The organism is Vibrio sp. YT-16 (genome assembly GCF_033337405.1).
Taxonomy (GTDB): Bacteria; Pseudomonadota; Gammaproteobacteria; order Enterobacterales; family Vibrionaceae; genus Vibrio; species Vibrio alginolyticus.
The window spans coordinates 113,562-139,606 of record NZ_JAWOQQ010000006.1; the positions used below are offsets into that span (position 1 = coordinate 113,562).

Sequence of the window (26,045 nt, forward strand, 5' to 3'; positions counted from 1 at the left end):
TGAATGTTATTGATAAGTAGAAGATTAAAGCCAAATAGCAAAAAACCAGGCATAAGCCTGGTTTTTTATTAATTCTAATGCCAAGTATTTACGCAAGCACCATATTTGGTTCTGCGAATGCTACTGGTGAGCCGACTTCTTCTTCGAATGTAGTCCACTCCCACGCTTCCTGATCTGCAAGAACAGCACGTAACAGTTGGTTATTTAAACCGTGGCCAGATTTAAAGGCACGGAATTCACCAATGATTGGGTGGCCACACATGTAAAGGTCACCAATCGCATCCAACACTTTGTGAGTCACAAACTCATTTTCAAAGCGTAGACCTTCTTCATTAAGAATACGGTAATCATCCAAAACGATAGCATTGTCAAAACTACCACCCAAAACTAGGTTTTGAGATTGTAGATATTCGATATCACGCATAAAGCCAAACGTACGTGCTCGAGAAATCTCACGAACAAAGCCTTTTGACGAGAAATCAAACAGCAAACGTTGCTCGTCTGATTCAATCGCTGGGTGATTAAACTCAATTTCGAAGTCCATACGGAAGCCGTTAAATGGTACAAATTCTGCCCATTTATCACCATCTTCAAAACGAACTGGCTTTTTGATACGGATGAAGCGTTTTGGCGCATTTTGCGTTTCGATACCTGCTTGTTGTAGCAAGTATACAAATGGGCTTGCACTACCATCCATGATCGGAATTTCAGGTGCGTCTACTTCGACAACAATGTTATCGATGCCCATACCAGCAAGTGCCGCATTCAAGTGCTCAACAGTTGAAATACGCACACCTTCATCGTTTACCAATGCAGTACAAAGCATGGTGTCACGAACTGAAGCTGGATCAGCTGGAAAATCTACAGGTGGATTTACATCTGTACGACGGTAAATGATACCTGTATTTGCAGCAGCCGGGCGCAGAGTAAGTGTGACTTTACGACCAGAGTGGAGACCCACACCAGTTGTTTTCACTATTTCTTTCAGAGTACGTTGTCTGATCATCTGCTTGCCTCTCAAAAATTTGCTACAAAACACGGCCGTCTGTAACGTCGACCGTGAATGCTACCATAATTTTGAGCCATGTCAAATTTATGGGTTAAAGATTAATCAGCCTGACGACGCAAAAATGCCGGTATATCTAAATAACCACTTTCCTTTTCTTGCTTTGGAGCCGCAGAACTTTGGCTCGACGAAGCTGGAGAAGAAGGAGCAGTGTTTGTCGGCTGAGGAGTTACCTGTGGCTTCTCTTGCACTTGATTATTTTGCAAGGTCTGTGCCGGTTTTTCTTCAGCTTGCGTTGCCGCTGCTTGTTGCTGTGGTTGAGCTTGCGGCGTCGGTGCCACTTTCGCTTTACCACCCGCAACTAGCGTGATATCTGGCTTTTTCTCATTACCAATACCTGTCGCTACAACTGTTACGCGGATTTCGTCAGTCATATCAGGGTCTAGAGAAGTACCGATAACAACAGTCGCATTGTCAGAAGCGAATGCCTTCACTGTATTACCAACCGTCTCAAACTCGTCAAGACGCATATCCAGACCAGCAGTAATATTGACAAGAACACCACGAGCGCCCGCTAGATCGATGTCTTCCAGAAGTGGGCTAGAAATTGCCATTTCAGCCGCTTCTTCAGCACGGTCTTCACCTTTGGCGATGCCGCTACCCATCATTGCGTGACCCATTTCAGACATTACAGTTCTTACGTCCGCAAAGTCGACGTTGATCATGCCAGGGCGAGTAATTAGCTCAGCAATACCTTGAACGGCATTCTTAAGAACATCGTTAGCGCTTGCAAAAGCTTCTAGTAGTGTTACACCACGACCAAGTACTTTAAGTAGCTTTTCGTTTGGAATCGTGATCAAAGAGTCAACATGCTTAGAGAGCTCATCGATACCTTGCTCAGCAAATGCCAAACGCTTTTTACCTTCAAAACTAAACGGTTTAGTTACTACCGCTACTGTTAGAATGCCAAGCTCTTTAGCCACTTCAGCAATAACAGGCGCTGCACCAGTACCGGTACCGCCACCCATACCAGCTGCGATAAACACCATATCGGCGCCAGTCAGGGAATCTTTAATTCGATCTCTGTCTTCGAGAGCTGCGTCACGGCCAACCTGTGGATTAGCACCTGCACCCAGACCTTTAGTGATATCACCACCGATCTGAATAACATTGCCAACGCTTGTCTTACGAAGTGCTTGCGCATCAGTGTTGACGCTGATGAATTCCACACCTTCGATGGATTCACGCACCATGTGTTCAACGGCGTTACCACCGCCGCCACCAACCCCAACGACCTTGATTACTGCATCGTCAGACATTTCCATCATCGGTTCAAACATGTGTTGTCTCCGTTTATCCTGCAACTCAGGTTAAAACTCTTTTTGTATCCAGTTACGCAATTTATCGAAAAAGCCAGTTACAGATGAGCGTTTAGGTTCATTATAATCGCTATCGTCGCTAGACTGCATGTCTCTTGCGTAATGAAGTAATCCAACTGCCGTAGAATGGTACGGCTCTTTTACATAGTCAGTTAATCCGCTGACTTCGAGCGGTTTGCCGACCCTTACTTGATTGCGGAATACGCGTTCCGCACATTCTACCACTCCGTCCATTTGCGCAGCACCGCCGGTGAGTACAACTCCCGCAGCCAGATGGTGCTTGATACCCTCTTCGCGCAATTTTGCTTGTACAGAGTCGATAGTTTGGTTAACCAGTCCCATAAGCTCAGAGTAGCGTGGCTCAATCACTTCTGACAACGTTTGACGTTGCAGGCTACGTGATGGTCGTCCACCTACGCTTGGTACATTAACCGTGTCATCCTTACTGACCAGTTCACTCAAAGCACAGCCATATTTGACTTTTATTTCTTCAGCATCGCTCACTGGCGTACCAAAAGCAAAAGCAATATCACTGGTTACAGCATTTCCTGCGTACGAAAATACTTCTGTGTGACGTAACGCACCGCCAGTCCAGATGGCCACATCCATCGTGCCGGCGCCAATATCAACCACACAAACTCCAAGCTCTCTTTCATCCTCGGTGATTACTGCATTACTAGCAGCAAGCCCAGAAAATACGAGTTGTTCTACTTTAAGGCCGCAGCGTTCTACCGCCTTAATAATATTGCGTGCCATGTCATTATGGCATGAGATAAGGTGGACACTCACTTCCATTCTTACCCCAGATAAACCAAGCGGATTTTTGATTCCTTCTTGGTAATCAATGGTGAACTCCTGCGGGATCACATGAAGAATTCGCTGTTCATCACCGATTTTAATCGATTTTGCGGTATGGATAGCGCGATCCATGTCTTCTTGAGACACCTCTTCATCAGAAATCGTGCCCATACCTTTTTCAATTCGGCTTGCGATATGCTTACCAGACAACGAAATGAAGACTCGACTGATCTGGCACTCTGCCATTAATTCAGCTTGATCAATTGCACGTTGTACTGATTTTACAACCGACTCCAAATCATTCACGCCACCTTTATCCATGCCGCGTGAGGGGCTACTACCTGCGCCAATAATATTAATTTGACCGTCTGGTAAAACCTCACCCACTAGAGCCGATACGGTTGCAGTGCCTATATCAAGACCAACAATAATGTTGTCATCAGCGGCCTTAGTCATCTGTACTCTCTTCTAACTCTTGTTCAGGAAACCAACCAACTGCGGCTCCTGTATCGTACCTAAGATCGATATAACTGATTCTTTGCGTGTCACTGCCAAGCTTGTTATAGAGCTTAAAAAAGCGCTCTATACGCTCAAGAAGAGACTCTTTTCCGAGCTCTAATCGAATACCGTTATCAAGGATGATTTGCCAAGCTCGTCGCTCGTTTAATACCAGAGACGATATCGCTAAACCCAATTGCTGAAACTTAGGACTCAAATCACGGTAAGTCTGTAAGACTTCCGGTCCGCTATCTTTGGGTCCGTACAGCTTCACTTTTTCTTCTTGCAACAGAGCAACATCTCCATCAAAAACGAACCCGTTTTTATCTAACAGTTCGTTGCCATTCCAAATGGCTTCTGGTTGATGCTCCGTCAAAAAAACTTTTACTGTATCCGGCCACTGCTTTCGGATTGCGGCATGCGCTACCCATGGCAGAGCTTCGACACTTTGCTGTAATACATCAATATCCTGAGACATAAATGTACCGATGTGATCAATTCGACTAAATGCAGCCTGCACATCGTCAGCTTGGACATACTCCAGTTTCCCCTGAAGTACTATTTTGGAGAGAGGTAACCTTTGGTCATCCCACATCCAACTGATCGCCGCGTACAAAACAGAACTAATTAAAGTCACAACCACAACGAAAAATAACGCACCCAAGATTTTTTCTTGGCGACCACGGTTGTTACCCGTGTTTGGTCGCTCGTCATTCAGTGCAATATTCAACAACGTCTTCGTTTCCTGACTTTTGTCGTGTACTTTTTACCCATATAATTACGCAGAGGTAAAAGTCTTGACTTTAACCTTGGGATTATACTGAGCTCTTGTAAACTATCAAACACTGATAGCAATAAATCACAATGATATTGACGCAAAATCGAGATCTGAGTCTTTATCTGTCCTTCGCATCAACAATATGTGTCAGCCAAGCATCTTGTTTATATTCAATTTAAGACCTGCCAGCTGTTTCGCCACTTTACCAATATCACCCGCACCTTGCGTTAAGATTAGGTCGCCGTCTTGTATAACGTTAGCTAAAACTGAAGGTAATTGCTCGATTTCTGGAACAAAAATCGGATCTACCTTGCCTCGGCTGCGAATTGTGCGACATAAAGCGCGCCCATCAGCACCTGCAATCTGCTTTTCACCCGCTGCGTAAACATCCAGCATGATCAATACATCCACCTGTTCAAGCACATTCGCGAAATCATCGTATAAATCACGAGTACGGCTATAACGGTGCGGTTGGAAAATCATCACCAAACGCTTGTCTTGCCAACCACTGCGTGCTGCATTAATGGTTACATCCACTTCTGTTGGATGATGGCCGTAATCATCAACAAGCATTGCATGGCCGTTGCCAGTATCAAACTCGCCAAGGTGATCAAAACGTCTTCCCGTACCTTGCGTACCAGCCATTGCCTTTAGGATCGCATCGTCTTCAATGTCATCTTCAGTAGCAACCGCAATCGCAGCAGACGCATTCAATGCATTGTGACGACCTGGAATATTCAGCGTGATATCTAAGTTAGCTCGCCCTTTACGTACTACCGTAAATTTGCCTTGCTGCCCCTCTTGACGATAATCTTCAATACGTACGTCGGCATCTTCAGAAAAACCGTAAGTTATCACTTGACGACTAATACGTGGGATTAACTCTCGAACCACAGGATCATCAATGCAAACAATTGCTTGGCCGTAAAATGGTAGATTATGAAGGAAATCGATGAAGGTTTGCTTTAAGGTTTCAAAGTCACCACCATAGGTATCCATATGATCGGCTTCGATATTGGTAACAATGCTCACCATTGGTTGCAAGTGCAGGAATGACGCGTCACTTTCATCTGCCTCTGCAATTAGAATACGACTCGAGCCTAGACGCGCATTTGTACCTGCGCTTTTCACCAAACCGCCATTCACAAACGTTGGATCAAGACCGGCTTCAGAATAGATTTGAGTGACAAGAGCGGTCGTCGTGGTTTTACCGTGTGTACCCGCAACGGCAATACCGTGACGGAATCGCATCAATTCAGCCAACATCTCTGCGCGGCGTACAATAGGGATGCGTAATTCACGTGCCGCCATCACTTCTGGGTTTTCTTCGTTGATCGCCGTTGACACAACAACCACACTTGCTTTTTCTACATTACTGGCTTGATGACCAATAAATACCGTCGCACCTTTTGATACCAAACGCTCTGTCACAGCGTTCTCTGATAGATCAGAACCTGTGATTTGGTAGCCTTCGTTCAACAGCACTTCTGCAATGCCGCTCATGCCCGCACCACCAATACCGATGAAGTGGATGGATTTCACGCGGCGCATCTCTGGCACCATTGCGCGAATCTGAGCTAAGTCTTGTGTATGTTGGATTGTCATCAATTCTATTCTCAATAATTCGGTTAACGCTTTTCGGTCAAAGCGACAATGGCTTGTGCGACAACTCGGTCAGCATTCAATTTTGCAGCGCCACGCGCTTGCTCAGCCATTGTAAGTAAAGCTTGGCGATCCAATTGTTGGATCTGCTGAGTCAGAGACTCAACGGTTAAATCTGGTTGTTCAATCATTTTCGCCGCGCCGCAATCCACCAAGTGGTCTGCATTAAGTGCTTGCTGGCGGTCTTTGTGCATGAATGGAACAAAAATAGCGCCTACACCTGCCGCCGAGACTTCAGAAACGGTTAACGCTCCAGAGCGACAAACTAAAAGGTCAGCCCATGCGTAAGCTTCTGCAACGTCATCAATAAATTCCATTACTTCTGTATTTACCACACCATTAGCTTGGTATGCTGCATTCACTTCTTCGGCGGCACCTTTGCCCGCTTGATGACGAATACAGTAATCTTCGCCCAATTTCGACATCACTTCTGGCAGAGTTTGGTTAAGAATACGTGCGCCTTGGCTGCCACCCATCACCAAAATGCGAATTGGACCTTGGCGCTCTTGCATGCGCTCAGTTGGCGCTGCTAATTGAGTCACGTCTTCACGAACTGGGTTCCCAACCACTTCGGCATTTGGAAAAGCGCCTGGGAAAGCCTGAAAAACCTTCTTAGCGATTTTCGATAACCATTGGTTCGTTAAACCTGCTACTGCATTTTGTTCATGCAGAACAACAGGAATGCCACTCATCCAAGCGGCAATACCGCCCGGGCCGCTAACATAACCGCCCATACCAAGCACTGCGTCTGGCTGCCAGCGTTTCATGTGAGCACGAGCCTGCATAATGGCATTGATAATTTGAAATGGTGCTGCAAGAAGACGTTTAACGCCTTGACCTCGTAACCCTTTCACTTTGATAAAGTCGATTTCAATGCCATGTTTTGGCACCAAATCCGCTTCCATTCGATCCGCCGTACCTAACCAACGGATCTCCCAACCTTGCTCTTGAAGCTGTTTTGCTACCGCCAAACCTGGGAATACGTGACCGCCAGTACCACCAGCCATCACCATCAAACGTTTATTTTGTTTCATTAGCTTGTTGTTCTGATTGTTGTTGCTCGCGTTTCAAGCGGCATTCGTAATCGATACGCAGTAGTATGGACACTGCGACGGACATAATTATTAGACTAGAACCACCATAACTGATGAGTGGAAGTGTTAAACCTTTAGTTGGAACAATACCGGCGGCAGCTCCAACATTAACCAAGGTTTGAAACGCAAACCAAATACCAATTCCGAAAGCCAGATAACCTCCGAACATTTCGCCTTCTTCAAATGCACGCTTGCCGATGTAAACCGCTTTTAGCACCAAGCTAAAAATCAGCATTAAGACCAGCACTACGCCTACGAAACCAAGCTCTTCAGCAAGTACGGCAAACACAAAGTCGGTATGCGCTTCCGGTAGATATTCCAGTTTTTGAATTGAATTACCGAGACCTTGTCCGAACCATTCACCACGACCAAACGCCATCAAAGACTGAGTCAACTGATAGCCACTGCCAAATGGATCTTCCCACGGGTCAAGGAAGGAGGTTACTCGTCGCATACGGTATGGCTCGACGAGAATCAAACCTACTACAGCGCCGATACCTGCCACCATCAAGGCGAGAAACTGGGTTAGTTTTGCACCTGCGATAAAAAGCATGCCAAACAGCGTGACCAGCATCACGACGACCGTCCCCAAGTCTGGCTGACCAAGTAGTAATACTGCGAAGAAGGCAAACACCATGATTGGCTTCATAAAGCCACCAAAGAACGTTTGTCGTACTTCGTCTTGCTTTCGAACTAAGTAACCAGACATGAAGATAAACAGCGATAGCTTCGCGACTTCCGCTGGCTGCAGGTTAAACAGCCCAAGGGGAATCCAACGAGACGCACCATTAACCGACTTACCCGCCAAGAGCACGATGATCAACAGTGCGAAAGAAGCCCAAAGTAAGTAATGGCTCTTCTTAAACCACTCTTGCAAAGGCACTTGCAAAATAACAGCGGAGGTCCCTAACGCCAGCACGAGAAACGTCGCATGACGAAACATAAAGTGGAACGGCTGTTCCGTTAATCGAGAGCTGATTGGAAATGATGCAGAGGTTACCATGACCAAACCAGTCAACATCAAACCCAGTGCAATCCACACTAACTGACGATCAAACATCGCCTCTGGGGCTGGATGCTTGAGCCAATTGCCAATACTGCGTTTAACGTTACCTAAACCCACGAAGTGTGTAACCTTTAATTATGCATATTTCTGAGCAAGAGCAGCGAAAGCATCACCTCTTGCCATAAAGTTGTCGAATTGATCAAAGCTAGCACATGCAGGAGACAGCATCACCATATCACCTGGTTTTAACTGCGAAGATACTTGTTGAATCACATCTTCCATAGTGTCGAAACGTATTGCAGATTCATGCAGTGGCATAAATTCATCGCCATCAGCGCCAAAGCAACACAGTTGCAAGTTAAGCGTCGCGAAGATCGGTTTTAATGGCGAGAAGTCAGCACCTTTGCCAACACCACCAACGAGTAAGTAGAGCTTGCCTGTCGATTCCAAACCAGATAGCGCAGCCATAGTGCTGGCAATATTAGTTGCTTTAGAGTCATTCACCCATTTGACGCCTTGATTATCCGCAACCACCTGGCATCGGTGTGTCAGTCCCGTGTAATTTTTAAGTGCATTCAATGCTTTGTGATAGTTTACGTCCGCAGCTTTTAATAGCGCTAAAGCAACCAGAGCGTTAGATAAGTTGTGCTTACCAACCAACTTAAGCTCATCACTTGCGACAACTCGTTGACCGTGATCGAGCAGCCAAGTACGGTTGCCATCCACCTCGAGACCAAAGTCCTGATTGTCGCTGCCAAATGTCACCAATGGCATCTCTGCGTCTGGGAAGGTTTCTTGATCATCACGGTTCACGACTGCAAGAGCAGCATGGTTAAAAATACGCAACTTAGCTTGTCGATAGTCAGACATGCCTTGATAACGATCCATATGATCTTCAGAAAGATTCAGAAACGCAGCGGCTTTGAGCTTTAAGCTTGACGTCGTTTCTAACTGGAAGCTCGAGAGTTCGAGTACATATAGGTCTGCGTCTTGTTCTAACAAATCCAGAGCAGGCACACCGATGTTACCACCAACGCCAACATCCAAACCTGCAGCGTTAGCCATCACACCTGTGAGGTCGGTTACTGTGCTCTTACCGTTTGAGCCCGTAATCGCAATCACCGGTTTCTGCACCGCCCAAGCGAATAACTCGATATCACCTACTACTGCCGTACCTTTTGCTAACACGGCTTGGATCTCTGGTGTCGCTAGCGCAATACCAGGGTTGGTCACGATAAGATCCGCGTCAGAAAGCCAGTCTGTATTCCAACCACCACTATGCAGTTGAACATCTTCCGGCAAGCGCTCTGCACCCGGAGGGTTTACGCGAGTATCAATGACTTTGACCACAAGCTGTGGCTGATTTTTTCTTAGGTGTTTAACGACAGAGAGCCCGGTAATACCGAGCCCTACGACGACAACACTATGTATGTTTTGCCAACGTTCCATATTTGATCACACTGTAAATCTTGTTCTTGGAAAGTGCGATTAACGCACTTTCAATGTCGCAAGACCAATCAGAACAAGAACCATAGAAATAATCCAGAAACGCACGATTACGCGAGGTTCTGGCCAACCTTTCAATTCGTAGTGGTGGTGAATCGGTGCCATACGAAAAATGCGCTGACCACGCAGTTTGTATGAACCCACCTGTAGAATTACCGACAGCGTTTCCATCACAAACACACCGCCCATGATCACCAACACCAACTCTTGACGAACGAGAACAGCAATAGTGCCTAACGCGCCGCCAAGCGCTAGTGAGCCGACATCACCCATGAACACTTGTGCTGGATACGTGTTAAACCACAAGAAACCAAGGCCTGCACCGACGATTGCTGTACATACGACAACCAACTCAGAAGCATGTGGTAAGTATGGAATATGAAGGTATTCAGAGAAGTTAACGTTACCGGTCGCCCATGCAATAACCGCGAAGCCTGCTGCAACAAGAACCGTTGGCATGATTGCCAAACCGTCTAGACCATCAGTCAGGTTAACCGCGTTACTTGTACCTACAATGACAAAGTAAGTCAGAATGATATACATCAAACCAAGCTGCGGCATGATGTCTTTAAAGAATGGCACCACTAGCTGAGTTGCTGCTGTGTCTTTACCGTAAGCATACAATGCGAAAGCGACGACAAACGCGATCAACGACTGCCAGAAGTACTTCCAACGCGCGATCAAGCCATCGGTATTTTTGCGTACCACTTTACGATAATCATCAACAAATCCGACCGCACCGTAGCCAAGTAAGACTGTCAGTACCGCCCATACGTAAGGGTTGGATAAGTCTGTCCATAGCAAAATCGTGATTGAGATGGCCGCTAAGATCATGATACCGCCCATTGTTGGGGTACCACGCTTACTAAAGTGAGATTCAGGACCTTCGTTACGCACTACCTGACCAATTTGCAGCATTTGCAAACGCTTGATCATGATTGGTCCCATCCATAATGACAGACCTAGAGCGGTTAATACGCTTAGGATTGCTCGAAAAGACAAGTATTCAAACAATCGGAAAAAAGACAGGTATGGCTGTAGCAGCTCGGCAAGCCAAATAATCATTAATAATACTCCTTCAAAGCAGCAGCGACTTCAAACATACGTGCACCATTCGCTCCTTTCACCAATATCGTATGGTTTTCAGGAACGGCTTGGTCTAGATGCTGCTTGATGTATTCAATCATCTCTTGGTGCGTCTCAAAATGAATGCCTTGGCAAAGATCACTGATCACCTTGGCGTCTGCACCATATGTGAGAACATGTTCAAATTTTTGTGGGGCAGCATGTTCCCCGACTTGACGATGAAGTGCAAGACTTTCCTCGCCCAATTCCGCCATATTACCTAAAATCAGCCAGCGTTGACCTGGGAAAGCGGCCAATAAATCAACTGCCGCTTTCATGGCTGGCACGCTCGCGTTGTAGCTGTCGTCAATCAATTTTATCTTTTCGCTCAGCGCTTCAACCTCGACGCGACCTTTCACTTTGTTCAAATGTTTAAGGCCAGCGCGAACCTCTTCTAATGTGGCGCCCATTTGTAACGCAATAATAGAAGCAGCGATCGCATTCGCAACGTTGTGTTGACCTATAATACCCAGAGACAGTTCAATTTCTTGTGAGCTTGCTGCGATATGTAAGTCAAAGCTTGCTTCACCTGCGGCGTTCAATACGATGTTAGAAGCGAAGAAGTCTGCATCAGTATTACTTTGTGAAAAAGTAATGACTTTCTTATCTGCTAACACTTCATCCCACTTGGCTTCACCATTGCTGTCTAGGTTAACAATCGCAATACCACCAGCTGAAAGGCCTTGGTAGATTTCACCTTTGGCTTGTTTCACGCCATCGATAGAACCAAAGCCTTCAAGGTGAGCGGCGGCTACATTGTTCACTAACGCGATATCTGGTTTTACTAACTGAGTCGTGTAAGCAATTTCACCTATATGATTAGCACCAAGCTCAATCACGGCATAATCATCATCCTGCTGTGAGCGCAATAATGTCAACGGAACACCAATATCATTATTGAAGTTACCCGCCGTGAATAACACTTTGCCTTTCAATTGCAGGATACTCGCAACCATTTCTTTTACGGTCGTTTTACCGCAACTTCCGGTGATGGCAACGGTAGGTGTTTTGCATGCTTGATGCACCCAAGAAGCAAACTCACCCAATGCAAGTTTGGTATCCGACACCACAATTTGCGGCACATTCACATCTAAGCGTTTTTCTACGAGTAAAGCACCGGCACCTGCATCTACCGCTTGTTGGCAAAAGTTGTGCGCATCAAAGCGCTCCCCAACTAACGCGACGAATAAAGCCCCACGCTCAATCGTTCGTGTATCAGTAGAAACCGCGTCGATAAGTAGCTCGTCGCCGAATCGCTCACCACGAGTGATGTCTGCAATTTGAGATAACGTTACTTTGATCATGAGGTCAATCCTAAAAGTTGCATTGCGGACTCGCGGTCGGAGTAATGAATCGTTTCGCCATTACGAATCTGATAATCTTCATGGCCCTTTCCAGCTAACAAGATAATGTCGTTTGGCGAAGCATTTTCAATGGCATAAGACAGTGCTTTGAAGCGGTCATGCTGAACAATCGCTTCAGCAGGTTTTGACAGCCCAGCTAACATGTCTTTCACAATCTGAACCGGGTCTTCGCTGCGTGGGTTATCGTCAGTCAACACCACTCTGTCGCCTAGACGCTCTGCAATTTCCGCCATCATTGGGCGCTTACCTGCATCGCGATCGCCACCGCAGCCAAAAATAGCCCACAGCTGGCCTTCACAATGAACTCGTAAAGCTTGCAGCGCTTTTTCTAAAGCATCAGGAGTATGGGCATAATCAACCACGACTTTGGCACGATCCTCAGTTTGGAATAACTCCATTCGGCCGAGTACAGGTTGCAGTTGACCTGCGGTTTCGAGTAACGCTTGTTTCTCTTTACCTAAGCTTAATAAGGTCGCAAAAGCGAGCATTAAGTTGGTTGCATTAAACTCACCAATCAATGGCGCGTGCAATTCACCTGAGCCAAATTTACCATCGAACTTAATAGTAATCCCTGACTCCGCGTAACTGACTTCCGTCGCCCAAATTGCGCTTTCAAATTCAGTATTCGGTTTGAGCGAAACAGCGACCGCATTACTTAACTGCGACGCCCATTGATGACCTACTTCATCATCAACATTGATAATGGCACGTTCACATTGGTGTTGCGTGAACAACCCAAGCTTTGCATTGGCATACTCTTCCATCGTGCCATGGTAATCAAGATGGTCACGACTTAAGTTAGTAAACACGCCCGCCGCAAATGATAATGCTTTGACACGACCTTGCGTCAGGCCATGGGAAGATACTTCTAGCGCGGTGTATGTGGCTTGTTGATTTGCGAGAGAGGAGAGCGTTTTCTGAATTTCAACGGCATTCCCCGTTGTATTCGCAGCTTGTTGCAAGTTATTGAGGAAGCCATTTCCTGTTGTTCCCATTACCGCCGCTTTATGGTCAAGCAGTTCTAGCCATTGCGCTATTAACTGGGTAATGGTGGTTTTGCCGTTGGTGCCGGTGACACCAATCAAATCCATATCAGGGTAAGCATAAAGCTTTCCAGCAATTGCGGATAAACGTTGGTCCAACCTATCAATGTAAATGACGGGAACATCATCAATGATTTCCACCGTACCATGTGTTTTGACATCGCAGGCTTGCGCCAGGGCTGCATTTGCACCTTGCTCAATTGCAGAGGCAATGAATTTACGCCCATCCACAACATGGCCAATCACTGCTACAAACGTGGTTCCAGGTTGAACTCTTCGGCTGTCGAGCTCCAATTCAGAAACAAGAACGGACGATAAGCTAGGGCAATCCACCCAAGGGGAAAGCAGCACGTCCATACTGATGGCTTTAGTCATATTTGTTCTCCGAGCTTTGGCTCAGGTTTTCTTAATTTTGTTTGCTCAGTAAACCACAGGGCTTACTGTTGGAATTTGTTTTCGTCAGGTGCAACATTGAGTATTTGTAGCGCGCCTTTCATGATTTCAGAGAAGACAGGAGACGCTACCGAACCACCATAGTAGTCATCGCCTTGAGGCTCGTTTACGATCACTACTAAAGCAATTCGCGGATCGCTAACCGGAGCAAGCCCAGCCGTGTAGGTGATGTACTCGTCGCTGTACCCACCGGCAGAAGCTTTACGTGATGTACCCGTTTTCGCTCCTACTCGATAACCAGGAACTGCCGCTCTGCGAGCCGAGCCCCCTTTTTGAGTTACGGTTTCCAACATGTCTAATACTTGACGCGCATACTTCGCACTCACCACTTGACGTGACATGTCATGATCATTGCTTTCAATAATATGAATAGGCTCGTATTTGCCAAGGTTTCCAAGCGTCGCATAAGCATGGGCTAGCTGGATTGGTGTAATTGATAGACCGTAACCAAACGCAATCGTGGCGCGCTCAATTGGCGACCAACGAGTTCGTGTAGGAAAAATACCCGTCACTTCCCCAACTAGGTTTAGGCCAGAAAGCTCACCAAAACCCACTGAACTGTACAGCCCAAGAAGCGCCTCTACCGGCATTTGCATTGCTAGCTTCGTCACACCGATATTACTCGACTTTTTAAGGATCGTGGTCAAGCTCGCTTTGCCTACGCGAGAGACATCTCTGACTCGACTACCACCTAAACGTAGAACACCATTACCGGTATCTACGATGGTATCTTTATCGGCTATCCCATTTTCTAAGGCGGCTAAAATAACGAAAGGCTTAATGGTCGAACCGGGCTCCATTGAGTCCGTGATCACTCGGTTACGCATTTGATAGCTTTGCCAATCGCTACGATTGTTAGGGTTGTAAGAAGGAGCATTAACCATGGCCAATACGGCGCCCGTTTTTACATCCAACATGACAACGGAACCTGAAGTGGCGCGGTGGTCCGCAACGGCTTGCTTAATCGCACGATACGCAATCGCCTGTAGGCGCTGATCGATGGTTAACTGAAGTGATTTACCTTCTTGCTTGTCTTGCCAAGCAATGTTTTCCACAACACGACCATAACGGTCTTTACGAATAGTTTTCTTACCCGCCGCGCCAGTGAGCCACTCATCGTAGCTACGCTCCACACCTTCTAGGCCATGCCCGTCAATGCCTGTTACACCGACTAAGTGAGCACTAACCTCACCTGCAGGATAATAACGACGAGATTCCGACTTAAGGCCAACACCTGGCAGCTTTAGCTCACGAATATAGTTCGCCATGGCCGGACTGACCTGGCGCTGCAAGTAGATAAAGCGGCGTTTTTCATTGCGCTTGATTTTGTCTATTAACCCTTGTCGGTCAATACCAAGAACATCCGCTAATGCATGCCAACTTTTGGTCTGGCTTAACGCGTTTTCTTTAAATATCGTGGCAGGATCTGCCCAAACCGCCTCAACCGGTACACTGACAGCAAGCGGCTCACCATTTCGATCCGAAATAATACCGCGAGCAGAAGGAATGGATTTAACACGAACCGAACGTAGGTCACCTTGTTTAATCAGGTTATCTGGCTCAATGATTTGGATGTAGGCTACGCGTGCCACCAAAAGGGCAAATGCACAAAAAACAAAAAACAGTAATAGATGGAAGCGCCAACGAATCAAGAAAGATTCTTCGACCGCCACTTTCACTGCTTTGTTATCGGTTTTCTTATCCCCCGTAGCCGCTTTCTCTTTTGCTACAGGTTTACGCTTATTGGCTTGTTTCGTGTTGGATTTTTTTCTAATCATTTGAGCGTGACAACCACTTCTTTATCGCCATCAGGTCGTTTCATTTCAAGTTCTTTTTTGGCAAGGTCTTGAACACGACTGTGTTCCGCGAGGGCAGTTTCTTCCAACATTAAGTTACGCCATTCGCTATCTAATCGTTCTCGTTCAACCAACGTATGGTCTTTCTCGGTGATCGCTTGACGCGCATGGTGGGTAGCAAATACCACTCCCATTGCCGATGCCACGATCAATAGCAACAACAGTAATGGCCAGCGACCAACAGTGAGGAGATCCGTTGCAATCAACTTAGCAAGATTAGGAGTGGATTTCGTCATAATAATTAAAGCTTTTCTGCAATTCTTAACACAGAGCTGCGCGAACGAGGGTTCATTTCAATTTCTTGTTTGCTTGGTTTAATCGCTTTGCTCACCGCTTTCATATTCGCACTACCAAGAGCACGAATTTGCTCTTCCGTCATTGGAATACCGTGTGGCACTTCAGGCCCTTTGCTCTCTTTACGGATAAAACGTTTGACCATACGGTCTTCCAGAGAGTGGAAGCTAATCACAGATAAACGGCCTTCAGGAGCAAGAATGCTCGCCGCGCCTTTAAGTGCCGTATCAATTTCTTCTAACTCACTGTTGATGTAAATACGAAAAGCCTGGAAAGCACGAGTCGCAGGGTGTTTTTTCTCTTTAAAACTTTTCGGTGCGGCATCTGAAATCAATTTTGCCAGCTGACCAGTGCGAACCATTGGCTCATTTTCTTCATCTTCACGGTAGGCAACAATCGCTTTTGCAATACGGCGCGCATGTTTATCTTCCCCAAACTCGCGAATGACCCAAGTGATATCATCGAGGTCTGCTTCCATCAACCATTGAGATACTGGAACACCTGATGTCGGGTCCATACGCATATCTAGCGGACCGTCTTTCATAAAGCTAAAGCCACGCTCTGCGTCGTCTAACTGAGGAGAAGAAACGCCTAAATCCAGCAGAACACCATCCACTTTTCCAACTAGCCCATACTCTTCAGCATACTCAGCAATACCAGAAAATGGACCATGAATAATGGTGAAGCGAGGGTCATTGATTTTGCCTGCCTCAGCGATCGCTTGAGGGTCACGGTCGATACTGTACAGTCGGCCATTTTCACCGAGTTTAGATAGAATTGTCCGGCTGTGACCGCCACGGCCAAATGTTCCATCAATATAGACGCCGTCTGGTTTGATAGCTAAGCCATCAATGGATTCATTTAATAACACGGAAATATGTTGGAAGGTTTCGGTCATAGCTTTCTCGTTGAATGATCTTGAGGCGATTCTTTAGTGTACTGATTTCCTACATCATCGCCACCACAAGTCTAAAGTTAGACGTGATTTACGCCAAGTTTATTGGTAATGACATAGTTTGCGTCAATTAAATGCAAAAAACCCATCACTACCGAAGTAGAGATGGGTCTCGAATAGGTGGAGCCGACACATAAGCCGGGTTCTGTTCCGCTTGCACGGCGGTAGCCATTCGTCTAGGCCAGCAATCACTCACTGGCTCGAGCAACCTACCCGCCTCCTTACGCGAGCAACGCAATGTGGAGGCCTATTTGGTCTTGCTTCAGGTGGAGTTTACCCTGCTACGAACTATTGCTAGTCGTCCGGTGCGCTCTTACCGCACCCTTTCACCCTTACCTGTACCCTTACGGGCCATCGGCGGTCTTCTCTCTGCTGCACTTGTCGTAGGCTTGCGCCCCCCAGGCGTTACCTGGCACCTTGCTCTATGAAGCCCGGACTTTCCTCCCCTTTGTCAGTCTCCCGAAGGACGTCAACGTCAGTCTCCCAAAGGGACTTCGACGTCAGTCTCCCGAAGGACATCAACAAAGCAGCGACTACCCAGTCAGCTCCGAGGGCGGATTGTATAGAGTTCTCACTTCAGAGTCTAGTTAGATCACAGATATGATGAAATGAATGCACTAAGTGATGACTTTTTAGTCAACGTGCCAAAAATAGATAATAAAAAGGCCGATGCCTAAACATCAGCCCTCATTGACCATTTATCTCGCTAGCGGCACTTAGTCTAAGTTTTCTAAGCCCCATTTATATAGCGCATTCTTCTTCAAGTTATGTATTTCTGCCACCAAAGCAGCTGCTTTTTTCAAAGGCAGCTCTTTGGTCAAAATCCCTAACGTGCGTAAAGCATCTTCAGGTAGTGAGTCGTCTGTTGTTTCACGATGGCCATGTACCAACAATACCATTTCACCACGCTGTTGGTTATCGTCACTTTTCACCCATTCAATCAGCTCACCTAACGGCATGCCTTGAATGGTTTCAAAGGTTTTTGTTAGCTCTCTTGCCAACACAACTTCTCTATCTGGGCCAAGAACGTCTAACATGTCTTGTAGAGAGTCTAAAATACGGTGCGGTGACTCGTAAAAAATACACGTACGCTCTACCGAAGCAATCTCTAGGAATTTATCCTTACGACCTTTGCTTTTCGGTGGTAAAAAACCTTCGAAGCTAAAGCGATCCGATGGCAAGCCAGAGGCACTTAACGCCGTAATGACCGCACAAGCACCTGGAAGAGGCACAACTCTAACGCCCGCTTGACGACATTTTGTCACCAAATGGTATCCTGGGTCGCTGATAAGTGGCGTACCAGCGTCAGAAACTAATGCGATAGACTGACCGGAAAGCAGCTTTTCTACCAAAACTTGTGCTTTTTGCTGCTCATTGTGGTCGTGTAGAGCAAAAGTTTTGGTTTGAATATTGAAGTGAGACAGTAATTTGCCCGTATGTCGAGTATCCTCAGCGGCAATGATGTCCACAGTCGACAGAATTTCGATAGCACGTTGGGTGATATCCGCTAAATTTCCGATTGGAGTCGGTACGATATAGAGAGTTGGCCCCTCATTCGGCAACTTATTTTTATCTGTCATTTGTTTACCATCACTTCAACGATTAATATAGAGACAATTTTGTACAAAATTATAGAGAACTCACGGCAATGATTAACCATAAGAGACTCAGTGTACCACGCATACTTACTCCTGTTGCACTAGCAATTACGCTCGCCGCCTGTTCTTCAGGTCCAAGACAGCCTGATGGCGTTGATGTAACACTTGAGCCTACTCAGTCTGTTCAGAACTATATGATCCAAGCTGATAGCACGGAAGGCAGTTTACAAAATGACTGGTTGATCATGGCAACCAAAGCCGCGATTCAAGCAAACCAGTTTGATCAAGCAGAAATGTTGATCAAGCGCCTGGCTCGTCAACAGTTAACCGAAGTTCAGCAAGCAGAGTGGCAACTAGCGCGTGCGACCATACAGCAAAAACAGGGTAATTACTCTCAGTTGCTGCAATTGTTGAATTTTAAACCTTGGTGGAAGTTGCCAAATGAGCAATGGAAAGACTATTACTTGATGCGTGCCGACGCTTATCAAGGTCTTAACCAAGCGTTTGAGGCAAACCGCCAACTGGTTGCATTTGGCCAATATGCATCGTCCGCGGAGCAGAGAGAGATTTCTAGCCGTATTTGGATGAACTTTGGCAGCTACTCCGAGTACGAACTGACCTCATTAGAAACAGAGCCAAATGAAGATGTTTTGGATGGTTGGCTACAACTCGCTATTTATGCGAAAACGCTGTCGGGCAACTTATCCCAACTAAAAAATACCCTAGAACGCTGGTTAAACGAGAACCCATCGCACCCAGCCGCTATCTACACACCAGAAGAGATTCAAAACATTCTCTCTCTAGACATCGTTAAACCAAACAACACCGCTTTGTTACTGCCGCTTACTGGTAAATTCTCGCCACAAGCGCAATTAATTCGTGATGGTTTTGTGTTTGCGATGATGAATGATCGTAACCGTGATCCAAGCGCTACCCTCACGGTAATAGACACTAATGCGTATAACGCCGACCAAATTAAACAACGTTTGATCAATGAAAACATCGATTTTGTTGTTGGTCCTCTAGAAAAAGAGAACGTTGAGCTATTGCACACAACCATGGATGGCTCAGAAAATGGTCCTACGATTCCAGCCCTTGCGCTAAATATTCCCGAAGATGTGCAACCAGATAGCAATATTTGCTACTTGGCATTATCACCGGAACAAGAAGCCGCACAAGCAGCGAAACACTTGTTCAGCGAAGGCTATAACTTCCCTCTGATTCTGGCACCAAAGGGCAGCTTTGGTGAACGTGTAACTGAAGCGTTCAACAAAGAGTGGCGCAAGTACAGCTCTAATAAAGTCGCAGCAAGTTATTTTGGTGACAAGCGCCAACTTCAAAAAGACATCAATGAAGTATTTGGTCTGCAAGAAAGCAAACAACGTATTGCTCAGATGCAATCACTAATGCGTATCAAGCTTGAAACACAGCCACGTAGCCGTCGTGATGTCGATGCGGTTTATATTGTTGCTAGAAGCACGGAACTGACTTTGATTAAGCCGTTTATTGAGGTAGCGATTAATCCAGACGCCAAAGCGCCACAAATTTTCTCTAGCTCGCGTAGCAACAGTGGCGGCGCGACTTACGAAGATCTAACAGGCATCATCTACAGCGATATTCCATTGCTGATTGACCCAGACCCTAGCGTGACCGCTGAAATGAACGAGTTGTGGTCAGAGCAATCTAACATGGAAAAACGTTTGAAAGCACTGGGTATGGATGCGTATAAATTGATTGGGGAGCTGCCACAAATGAAGGTCGTTCCGGGCTACTCAGTTGGCGGCCAAACCGGTATTTTAAGTATCGACAATAATTGTGTTGTACAGCGTGAGCTAAGCTGGGCTGAGCGTGGGGCTCTTTAGCAAGCGCCAAATCGGAAATCAATATGAAGCTCTGGCGAAGCAGTATTTACAACGCCAGGGCTTAAACTTTATTGAACAAAATTTTCTGACTAAGGTCGGTGAGATTGATTTAATCTTCCAACAAGGTGAAACTATTGTGTTTGTTGAAGTCAAATACCGTAAGAACAATCACTTTGGCTCGGCAGCAGAAATGGTGACGCACGCTAAAATGCGCAAGCTAGTCAAAACCGCACAAGTTTGGCTTAGCCAACAAAAGCGCTTAAAACACAATATCGATTATCGATTTGATGTCATCGCCATTCATGATAATGGTCGAGATATCAACTGGATAGAAAACGCAATCTCTGAAGGATAAGCGATGCTAGACAGCATTAAAGACAGCTTTACAGAAAGTATTCAAATTCAAATCGCAGCAGCAGAGGCGCTGCCTGATGCCATTACTCATGCAGCTCAAGCGATGGTGTCGAGCCTGCTTAATGGCAATAAAATTTTATGTTGTGGTAATGGCGGCAGTGCTTCAAACGCTCAACAATTTGTTTCTTGTCTTTTAAACCGTTTTGAAACTGAGCGCCCTAGCCTACCAGCAATGGCCTTAACCGCCGATAATACCACCCTAACCGCAGTGGCCAACGATTACCACTACCAGGAAATCTTCTCAAAACAGGTACGAGCGTTTGGTCAACCAGGCGACATTTTGCTTGCCATGTCGACTAGCGGTAACAGTAAAAATATTATCAAAGCGATGGAAGCAGCCGTAACTCGAGACATGACGATTATCGCGCTAACAGGAAAAGATGGCGGAGAGATGGCAGGACTGCTCGGTGAGAACGACGTCGAAATTCGTATTCCATCACACCGCACTGCACGTATTCACGAAGTACATATGGTAACACTCCATTGCCTTTGTGATCTTATTGACCAGGTGCTTTTCCCTGCTCACGAAGAGTAACCAAGACTGAGAGTCAGAATTATGATACGTAGCCTTGTTATCTTATTAACAGCATTGAGTTTAAGTGGTTGCGCAGGTTTGTTTATCGCAGGTGCAGCAACCACAGCGAATATTGTCACGGACACACGCACGACAAAACAAATCTGGCAGGACAATAACATTGAATTCGAAGTTGCGGCGATCGGCAATAAAGCACCGTTTAAAGGTGAAGTACGTGTCGTTGCCAGTTCATATAATGGGACTGTAGTCCTTATGGGACAAGCTCCGACACAAGACCTTATCCTTGCTTTAGAGCGAAGGGCTCGAGAAGTTAGTGGTGTAAAAGTCATACACAATCAAATCAAACAAAAAGAGCCACTCACTGTTACCCAGATTAGCAATGACAGCTGGATCACAACCAAAGTAAAGTCAGCTTTGCTTACTGATTCTGAGCTTAATGGTGTTAAGGTTAAAGTGATCACCGAAGATGGCGACGTTTTTCTGTTTGGTTATGTCACGCCAGAGCAAGGCGATCGAGCGACAGAAATCGCGCGTAATATCTCAGGCGTAAAACAAGTCATTAAAGGGTTCCAATACGGCGAAATGGAGCCTGTTGAAGTAGACTTACCGAGTGACGGTGTACAAACAATAGAAAGTGAGGCAAGTACAGAAAGTGAGGCAAGTACAGAAAGTGAAGAGAACGTCGAAGTCTTTACGATTAGTGAGTAATTTCCAAAGTCTGGCTTGAAATCATCTTCAACAAGTTAAAAAGAAAAAAGCAGCGTTACGCTGCTTTTTTATTATTTAATCACTCTTAAGCTTGGTTTGCCTTTTGGTCGAGGAGCATCGTCCTCTTCGGCATCTGAATCAGAAACTAACTCAGAAGGCTCATCGCTAACCGTTGTGAACGATGGGGATGATTCTTCCTCGGTCATCGCTTCTTCTTCGATGTGAGTGTACGCTTCTTCTGGTTCAAACATAGTACCAGCACCATTCTCACGTGCATAAATAGCTTGAACAGCATACACAGGCACGATCACTGAGTGCGGACGACCGCTAAAGCGAGCATGGAAGGTAATCGCATCATTACCTAACTCAAGATTACCCACTGCACGTGGCGCAATATTCAAAATAATTTGACCATCTTGAATAAATTCAACCGGGACACGCACCCCTGGCATTGTTGCATCCACAACCAAGTGAGGAGTCAAGTCATTGTCTACTAACCAATCGTAAAATGCGCGAAGCATATACGGGCGGCGAGCAGTCATTTTTGCAATATCCATAACGTGTTTTAAATCGCTTAGCGAACTAGGCGCATTTCACGTTCAGCTTCAGTCAAAGAAGCAAGGAACGAATCACGTTCAAATACGCGGTTCATGTATACCTTGATTTCTTTTGAACCAGGGCCAACAAGATCGATACCAAGTTGAGGCAAACGCCACAATAGTGGTGCTAGGTAACAATCGATCAAGCTGAATTCTTCGCTCATGAAGTACTCATATTCAGCAAAAATTGGCGCTAACGTCAGAAGATCATTACGCAGCTTTGTGCGTGCTTTTTCTGATTCTTCCGCATTACCTTTCATCACTTTTTCAGCGAGTGAATACCAGTTGCGTTCGATACGGTACATCATCAAGCGGCTGTTGCCACGAGCAACAGGGTAAACCGGCATTAGAGGTGGATGAGGGAAGCGCTCGTCCAAGTACTCCATGATGATTTTTGAATCGTAAAGAGCTAGCTCACGGTCAACAAGAGTTGGCACTGATTTATATGGGTTTAGCTCAACAAGCTCAGCAGGAAGGTTTGCTTCGTCAACAAGCTCAACTTCAACACTTACGCCTTTTTCAGCTAGTACAATGCGAACCTGATGGCTATACAAATCTGATGCACTTGAGAAAAGAGTCATCACAGAACGTTTATTGGCAGCTACAGCCATGGAGCCCTCCAGTACACTTACAAATAAAAACAATGGAGGCTAAGCCTCCATTGTACATCAATTAAAATTGGGAATTAGCACGGTATTTTAGCACAATTAATGCACATCGCGCCAATACTCTTTCTTGAGCATCACGACAACGATGGTTAGAAGCACTAAGAAGCCCATTACCCACCAGCCTAGAGCGTGACGCTCAAGCTGCACTGGGTCACCTGAATAAACTAAGAAGTTAACGAGATCGCCAACCGCTTTGTCATATTCGCCTTCACTCAGCTCACCCGTGCCATCGGTTTCAGTACCAACAACAACTTGTACTTCTTCGCCATCTACGATTTTCGTATCGTAAATAGGCGTCGGGATGCCCTGTAGCTCTTCAAGCACATGCGGCATACCAACACTCGGGAAGACGATGTTGTTCACGCCGAATGGACGAGATGGATCAACATAGAAAGAGCGTAAGTAAGTGTATAACCAATCAGCACCACGAACTCGTGCAACCAACGTAAGATCTGGTGGTGGAGCACCAAACCAGTTTGCCGCTTGCTTCGGTGGCATAGCATTGACCATTAGATCACCGATTTTCGCTTCAGGATTGAAAATCAGGTTTTCTTTCATTAAGTCTGTTGGAATTTCCAAGTCTGTTGCTACACGCTCGTAACGCTGGTATTGCGTAGAGTGACAAGCAAAACAGTAGTTCATGAACAACTTCGCGCCGTTTTGTAGCGAAGCTTTATCCGTAAGGTCAACATTCGCTTTATCCAGCGGAACATTGGCCCCAGCTGCCATCGCTAGTGATGGCAACATAGCAAATAGAATTACAATCCACTTCTTCATTTGAATGTCACCCTCTCTGGTAATGGTTTGGTTGCTTCATTTTTGCTGTAGAAGAACAGCAACACAAAGAACATGAAGTAACACAAGCTAAAGATCTGAGATAGTAGTGTGTACGTTGGTGTAGCAGGTAACGCACCTAAAATACCTAGAGCGATAAAGGCGATAGTGAACTGTACAATATTCAACAGATGAAGTTTGCTACGGTAACGGTATGAACGAACTTTACAACGATCCAACCAAGGTAGAACAAACAGCACTGCAATTGACGCGCCCATTAGGATAACACCTAATAGTTTGTCTGGAACCGCACGTAAGATTGCGTAGAACGGCGTGAAGTACCATACCGGAGCAATATGCTCTGGTGTCTTCAGTGGGTTTGCAGCTTCAAAGTTAGGCGGCTCAAGGAAGTACCCACCCATTTCTGGGTTAAAGAACAGCACGTAACAGAAGAAGAACAAGAAACCAGCGACACCGACCAAGTCCTTAACCGTGCCGTACGGATGGAAAGGAATAGAATCAATGATGTCATATTTCTTCGTGTAGTAATCATGGAACTTGAATTGCGTTTTGTAATCGTCGCCCATTGAGCCTTTTGGCAGCTTAGTTTCGATACCATCCGGGTTGTTTGAGCCTACTTCGTGCAGCGCCAATACGTGCAGAACAACAAGAAGAAGCAAAACGATCGGCAGTGCAATAACGTGTAGTGCGAAGAAACGGTTTAGCGTTGCACCAGAGATGATGTAGTCACCACGAATCCAAAGCGTTAGGTCATCACCGATAACAGGAATAGCACCAAACAGGGAAATGATTACCTGCGCACCCCAGTATGACATCTGCCCCCATGGAAGTAGGTAACCCATGAACGCTTCAGCCATGAGAACAAGGAAGATCAACATACCGAAGATCCACAATAGTTCACGAGGTTTTTGGTATGAACCGTAGATCAAACCACGGAACATGTGAAGATACACAACAACGAAAAACGCTGACGCGCCAGTGGAATGCATGTAACGCAGAAGCCAACCGTACTCTACATCACGCATAATGTATTCGATAGACGCAAATGCACCGTCACCTGAAGGAACATAGTTCATCGTTAGCCAAATACCCGTTAGGATTTGGTTAACAAGAACCAGCATCGCCAGAGAACCGAAAAGGTACCAAAAGTTGAAGTTCTTAGGCATTGGGTATTCAGACAAATGCTTTTTATAAGCATTCATTGCAGGAATACGCTTTTCAACCCAATCTAACATTGCTTGCATTATGCATCTCCCTCATCAACACCCACAATGAGCTTGGTATCGCTCAAATACATGTGCTTAGGAACGACAAGGTTCAACGGAGCAGGTACTCCTTGGAACACTCGACCAGCCATGTCGAACTTAGAACCATGACAAGGACAGAAGAAGCCAGATCTTACTCCCTGCACCTGCTCTGAGAAAGAGTCAGGTAGATAGGTTGGTGAACAACCTAAGTGGGTACAGAAACCAACTGCGACGAAAAACTCTTCCTTAATCGAACGAAACTCATTCTGAGCGTACTCAGGCTGCTGCTCCATTTCAGATTGTGGATCGCGAAGCTTATCACCGATCGATTTTAAGTTATCCAGAACGCTTTGAGTGCGGCGAACAATCCATACAGGTTTTCCCTGCCACTCAACACGAACCAGCTGACCTGGTTCAATTTTACTTATATCCACTTCCACCGGTGCGCCCGCCGCTTTGGCTTTAGCACTCGGATTCCATGATTTGATAAAAGGCACGGCGACGGCGACTGCCCCTAACCCACCAACAACTGCCGTTGTAGCGGTTAGAAAACGCCTGCGACCGTTATTTAAAGGCGCGTTGCTCATCCAAACATTCTCCCATTTGCTCCCTTTGGATCGTTATTATTCCGCTTATAAGAGCATGGCTAACAAATAATGAATTTAGTTCTATTTATTGGAGGGAAATGATAAAGAAAACCCTACTTTTTGACAAGATAAAGCTACCTTTTTGTAACATTTGTGAGGCAAATCGCTCGCGTCGTCACAAAAGCGGCAGAATTATAAAAAATTGATGTGATTTG

At 45.9% G+C, this 26,045-nt stretch carries 24 protein-coding genes and 1 other RNA gene; 4 read left to right on the plus strand and 21 right to left on the minus strand.

The annotated features are described in order from the left end of the window. Positions 1-88: 88 nt before the first annotated feature. The 16 genes from lpxC to rsmI form a co-directional block, all read right to left on the minus strand. A complete protein-coding gene (gene lpxC / locus R7F07_RS12665; RefSeq protein WP_005381871.1) occupies positions 89-1,006 on the minus strand; it encodes a UDP-3-O-acyl-N-acetylglucosamine deacetylase in 918 nt (305 codons plus the stop codon). Positions 1,007-1,107: 101 nt separating this feature from the next. Further along, entirely contained in the window at positions 1,108-2,346 is a 1,239-nt protein-coding gene (ftsZ, locus tag R7F07_RS12670; RefSeq protein WP_017633617.1) for a cell division protein FtsZ, read from the minus strand. Between the two features lie 30 nt (positions 2,347-2,376). Continuing rightward, positions 2,377-3,639 carry a cell division protein FtsA gene (gene ftsA / locus R7F07_RS12675; protein WP_005372946.1) on the minus strand — a complete coding sequence of 421 codons (1,263 nt, stop codon included), beginning with the start codon at positions 3,637-3,639 and terminating at the stop codon, positions 2,377-2,379. Further along, positions 3,632-4,414, minus strand: coding sequence for a cell division protein FtsQ/DivIB (locus R7F07_RS12680; protein WP_005387393.1), 783 nt, complete (start codon positions 4,412-4,414; stop codon positions 3,632-3,634). Before R7F07_RS12680 ends, ftsA begins: the two co-directional genes overlap by 8 nt. 192 nt (positions 4,415-4,606) lie before the next feature. Next, a complete protein-coding gene (gene murC, locus R7F07_RS12685; RefSeq protein ID WP_064353623.1) occupies positions 4,607-6,064 on the minus strand; it encodes a UDP-N-acetylmuramate--L-alanine ligase in 1,458 nt (485 codons plus the stop codon). A 23-nt stretch (positions 6,065-6,087) separates the two neighbouring features. Next, positions 6,088-7,155: an undecaprenyldiphospho-muramoylpentapeptide beta-N-acetylglucosaminyltransferase gene (murG, locus tag R7F07_RS12690; RefSeq protein ID WP_054728485.1), complete on the minus strand. Its 1,068-nt coding sequence runs from the start codon at positions 7,153-7,155 to the stop codon at positions 6,088-6,090. Further along, positions 7,142-8,338 (minus strand): cell division protein FtsW, encoded by a 1,197-nt coding sequence (gene ftsW, locus R7F07_RS12695; protein ID WP_005372933.1) that lies wholly within the window; start codon positions 8,336-8,338, stop codon positions 7,142-7,144. The genes murG and ftsW overlap by 14 nt, the downstream gene beginning before the upstream one ends. Before the next feature lie 18 nt (positions 8,339-8,356). Then, a complete protein-coding gene (murD, locus tag R7F07_RS12700) occupies positions 8,357-9,670 on the minus strand; it encodes a UDP-N-acetylmuramoyl-L-alanine--D-glutamate ligase (RefSeq protein ID WP_033906092.1) in 1,314 nt (437 codons plus the stop codon). A 39-nt stretch (positions 9,671-9,709) separates the two neighbouring features. Then, positions 9,710-10,792: a phospho-N-acetylmuramoyl-pentapeptide-transferase gene (gene mraY / locus R7F07_RS12705; protein WP_005372931.1), complete on the minus strand. Its 1,083-nt coding sequence runs from the start codon at positions 10,790-10,792 to the stop codon at positions 9,710-9,712. Next, positions 10,792-12,156: a UDP-N-acetylmuramoyl-tripeptide--D-alanyl-D-alanine ligase gene (locus R7F07_RS12710; RefSeq protein ID WP_005372928.1), complete on the minus strand. Its 1,365-nt coding sequence runs from the start codon at positions 12,154-12,156 to the stop codon at positions 10,792-10,794. The genes mraY and R7F07_RS12710 overlap by 1 nt, the downstream gene beginning before the upstream one ends. Further along, entirely contained in the window at positions 12,153-13,634 is a 1,482-nt protein-coding gene (murE, locus tag R7F07_RS12715; RefSeq protein ID WP_054578500.1) for a UDP-N-acetylmuramoyl-L-alanyl-D-glutamate--2,6-diaminopimelate ligase, read from the minus strand. Before murE ends, R7F07_RS12710 begins: the two co-directional genes overlap by 4 nt. A gap of 62 nt (positions 13,635-13,696) precedes the next feature. Continuing rightward, on the minus strand, positions 13,697-15,490 hold the full coding sequence (locus R7F07_RS12720) for a penicillin-binding transpeptidase domain-containing protein (protein ID WP_086046525.1): 1,794 nt from the start codon (positions 15,488-15,490) through the stop codon (positions 13,697-13,699). Beyond that, positions 15,487-15,804: a cell division protein FtsL gene (ftsL, locus tag R7F07_RS12725; RefSeq protein ID WP_005372920.1), complete on the minus strand. Its 318-nt coding sequence runs from the start codon at positions 15,802-15,804 to the stop codon at positions 15,487-15,489. The genes R7F07_RS12720 and ftsL overlap by 4 nt, the downstream gene beginning before the upstream one ends. A gap of 5 nt (positions 15,805-15,809) precedes the next feature. Continuing rightward, on the minus strand, positions 15,810-16,760 hold the full coding sequence (rsmH, locus tag R7F07_RS12730; RefSeq protein WP_005372918.1) for a 16S rRNA (cytosine(1402)-N(4))-methyltransferase RsmH: 951 nt from the start codon (positions 16,758-16,760) through the stop codon (positions 15,810-15,812). Between the two features lie 175 nt (positions 16,761-16,935). Continuing rightward, positions 16,936-17,366, minus strand: an RNA gene (rnpB, locus tag R7F07_RS12735) — RNase P RNA component class A. Between the two features lie 167 nt (positions 17,367-17,533). Continuing rightward, positions 17,534-18,397 (minus strand): 16S rRNA (cytidine(1402)-2'-O)-methyltransferase, encoded by an 864-nt coding sequence (rsmI, locus tag R7F07_RS12740; RefSeq protein ID WP_005372907.1) that lies wholly within the window; start codon positions 18,395-18,397, stop codon positions 17,534-17,536. A gap of 68 nt (positions 18,398-18,465) precedes the next feature. Here rsmI and R7F07_RS12745 point away from each other — a divergent pair, with 68 nt between their 5' ends. From R7F07_RS12745 to R7F07_RS12760, 4 genes are read left to right on the plus strand one after another with little or no spacing between them, the layout of a single operon-like run. Continuing rightward, positions 18,466-20,277, plus strand: a complete 1,812-nt coding sequence (locus R7F07_RS12745; RefSeq protein WP_005372905.1) for a penicillin-binding protein activator — start codon at positions 18,466-18,468, stop codon at positions 20,275-20,277. After that, positions 20,264-20,632 carry a YraN family protein gene (locus R7F07_RS12750; RefSeq protein ID WP_005372903.1) on the plus strand — a complete coding sequence of 123 codons (369 nt, stop codon included), beginning with the start codon at positions 20,264-20,266 and terminating at the stop codon, positions 20,630-20,632. Before R7F07_RS12745 ends, R7F07_RS12750 begins: the two co-directional genes overlap by 14 nt. A 3-nt stretch (positions 20,633-20,635) precedes the next feature. Beyond that, positions 20,636-21,226 carry a phosphoheptose isomerase gene (locus R7F07_RS12755; RefSeq protein ID WP_005372901.1) on the plus strand — a complete coding sequence of 197 codons (591 nt, stop codon included), beginning with the start codon at positions 20,636-20,638 and terminating at the stop codon, positions 21,224-21,226. 21 nt (positions 21,227-21,247) lie between these two features. After that, on the plus strand, positions 21,248-21,934 hold the full coding sequence (locus R7F07_RS12760; protein WP_171342776.1) for a BON domain-containing protein: 687 nt from the start codon (positions 21,248-21,250) through the stop codon (positions 21,932-21,934). A 71-nt stretch (positions 21,935-22,005) separates the two neighbouring features. Here R7F07_RS12760 and sspB read toward each other — a convergent pair whose 3' ends face one another. From sspB to petA, 5 genes are all read right to left on the minus strand, one after another. After that, positions 22,006-22,491, minus strand: coding sequence for a ClpXP protease specificity-enhancing factor (sspB, locus tag R7F07_RS12765; protein ID WP_005387408.1), 486 nt, complete (start codon positions 22,489-22,491; stop codon positions 22,006-22,008). Positions 22,492-22,508: 17 nt separating this feature from the next. Beyond that, the gene (sspA, locus tag R7F07_RS12770; protein ID WP_005372897.1) at positions 22,509-23,144 is read right to left on the minus strand and encodes a stringent starvation protein SspA; all 636 of its coding nucleotides are present in this window, start codon (positions 23,142-23,144) and stop codon (positions 22,509-22,511) included. A 96-nt stretch (positions 23,145-23,240) separates the two neighbouring features. Further along, the gene (locus tag R7F07_RS12775; protein WP_005372881.1) at positions 23,241-23,978 is read right to left on the minus strand and encodes a cytochrome c1; all 738 of its coding nucleotides are present in this window, start codon (positions 23,976-23,978) and stop codon (positions 23,241-23,243) included. After that, positions 23,975-25,240, minus strand: a complete 1,266-nt coding sequence (locus R7F07_RS12780; protein WP_005372880.1) for a cytochrome b — start codon at positions 25,238-25,240, stop codon at positions 23,975-23,977. Before R7F07_RS12780 ends, R7F07_RS12775 begins: the two co-directional genes overlap by 4 nt. Continuing rightward, positions 25,240-25,830, minus strand: a complete 591-nt coding sequence (petA, locus tag R7F07_RS12785; protein ID WP_005372877.1) for a ubiquinol-cytochrome c reductase iron-sulfur subunit — start codon at positions 25,828-25,830, stop codon at positions 25,240-25,242. The genes R7F07_RS12780 and petA overlap by 1 nt, the downstream gene beginning before the upstream one ends. Positions 25,831-26,045 lie beyond the last annotated feature (215 nt).

Coding starts and splice junctions, on each gene's coding strand:
- lpxC (WP_005381871.1), bottom strand. CDS start 1,006: ATGATCAGACAACGTACTCTGAAAGAAATAGTGAAAACAACTGGTGTG.
- ftsZ (WP_017633617.1), bottom strand. CDS start 2,346: ATGTTTGAACCGATGATGGAAATGTCTGACGATGCAGTAATCAAGGTC.
- ftsA (WP_005372946.1), bottom strand. CDS start 3,639: ATGACTAAGGCCGCTGATGACAACATTATTGTTGGTCTTGATATAGGC.
- murC (WP_064353623.1), bottom strand. CDS start 6,064: ATGACAATCCAACATACACAAGACTTAGCTCAGATTCGCGCAATGGTG.
- murG (WP_054728485.1), bottom strand. CDS start 7,155: ATGAAACAAAATAAACGTTTGATGGTGATGGCTGGTGGTACTGGCGGT.
- murD (WP_033906092.1), bottom strand. CDS start 9,670: ATGGAACGTTGGCAAAACATACATAGTGTTGTCGTCGTAGGGCTCGGT.
- mraY (WP_005372931.1), bottom strand. CDS start 10,792: ATGATTATTTGGCTTGCCGAGCTGCTACAGCCATACCTGTCTTTTTTC.
- R7F07_RS12710 (WP_005372928.1), bottom strand. CDS start 12,156: ATGATCAAAGTAACGTTATCTCAAATTGCAGACATCACTCGTGGTGAG.
- murE (WP_054578500.1), bottom strand. CDS start 13,634: ATGACTAAAGCCATCAGTATGGACGTGCTGCTTTCCCCTTGGGTGGAT.
- R7F07_RS12720 (WP_086046525.1), bottom strand. CDS start 15,490: ATGATTAGAAAAAAATCCAACACGAAACAAGCCAATAAGCGTAAACCT.
- ftsL (WP_005372920.1), bottom strand. CDS start 15,804: ATGACGAAATCCACTCCTAATCTTGCTAAGTTGATTGCAACGGATCTC.
- rsmH (WP_005372918.1), bottom strand. CDS start 16,760: ATGACCGAAACCTTCCAACATATTTCCGTGTTATTAAATGAATCCATT.
- rsmI (WP_005372907.1), bottom strand. CDS start 18,397: ATGACAGATAAAAATAAGTTGCCGAATGAGGGGCCAACTCTCTATATC.
- R7F07_RS12745 (WP_005372905.1), top strand. CDS start 18,466: ATGATTAACCATAAGAGACTCAGTGTACCACGCATACTTACTCCTGTT.
- R7F07_RS12755 (WP_005372901.1), top strand. CDS start 20,636: ATGCTAGACAGCATTAAAGACAGCTTTACAGAAAGTATTCAAATTCAA.
- R7F07_RS12760 (WP_171342776.1), top strand. CDS start 21,248: ATGATACGTAGCCTTGTTATCTTATTAACAGCATTGAGTTTAAGTGGT.
- sspB (WP_005387408.1), bottom strand. CDS start 22,491: ATGGATATTGCAAAAATGACTGCTCGCCGCCCGTATATGCTTCGCGCA.
- sspA (WP_005372897.1), bottom strand. CDS start 23,144: ATGGCTGTAGCTGCCAATAAACGTTCTGTGATGACTCTTTTCTCAAGT.
- R7F07_RS12775 (WP_005372881.1), bottom strand. CDS start 23,978: ATGAAGAAGTGGATTGTAATTCTATTTGCTATGTTGCCATCACTAGCG.
- R7F07_RS12780 (WP_005372880.1), bottom strand. CDS start 25,240: ATGCAAGCAATGTTAGATTGGGTTGAAAAGCGTATTCCTGCAATGAAT.
- petA (WP_005372877.1), bottom strand. CDS start 25,830: ATGAGCAACGCGCCTTTAAATAACGGTCGCAGGCGTTTTCTAACCGCT.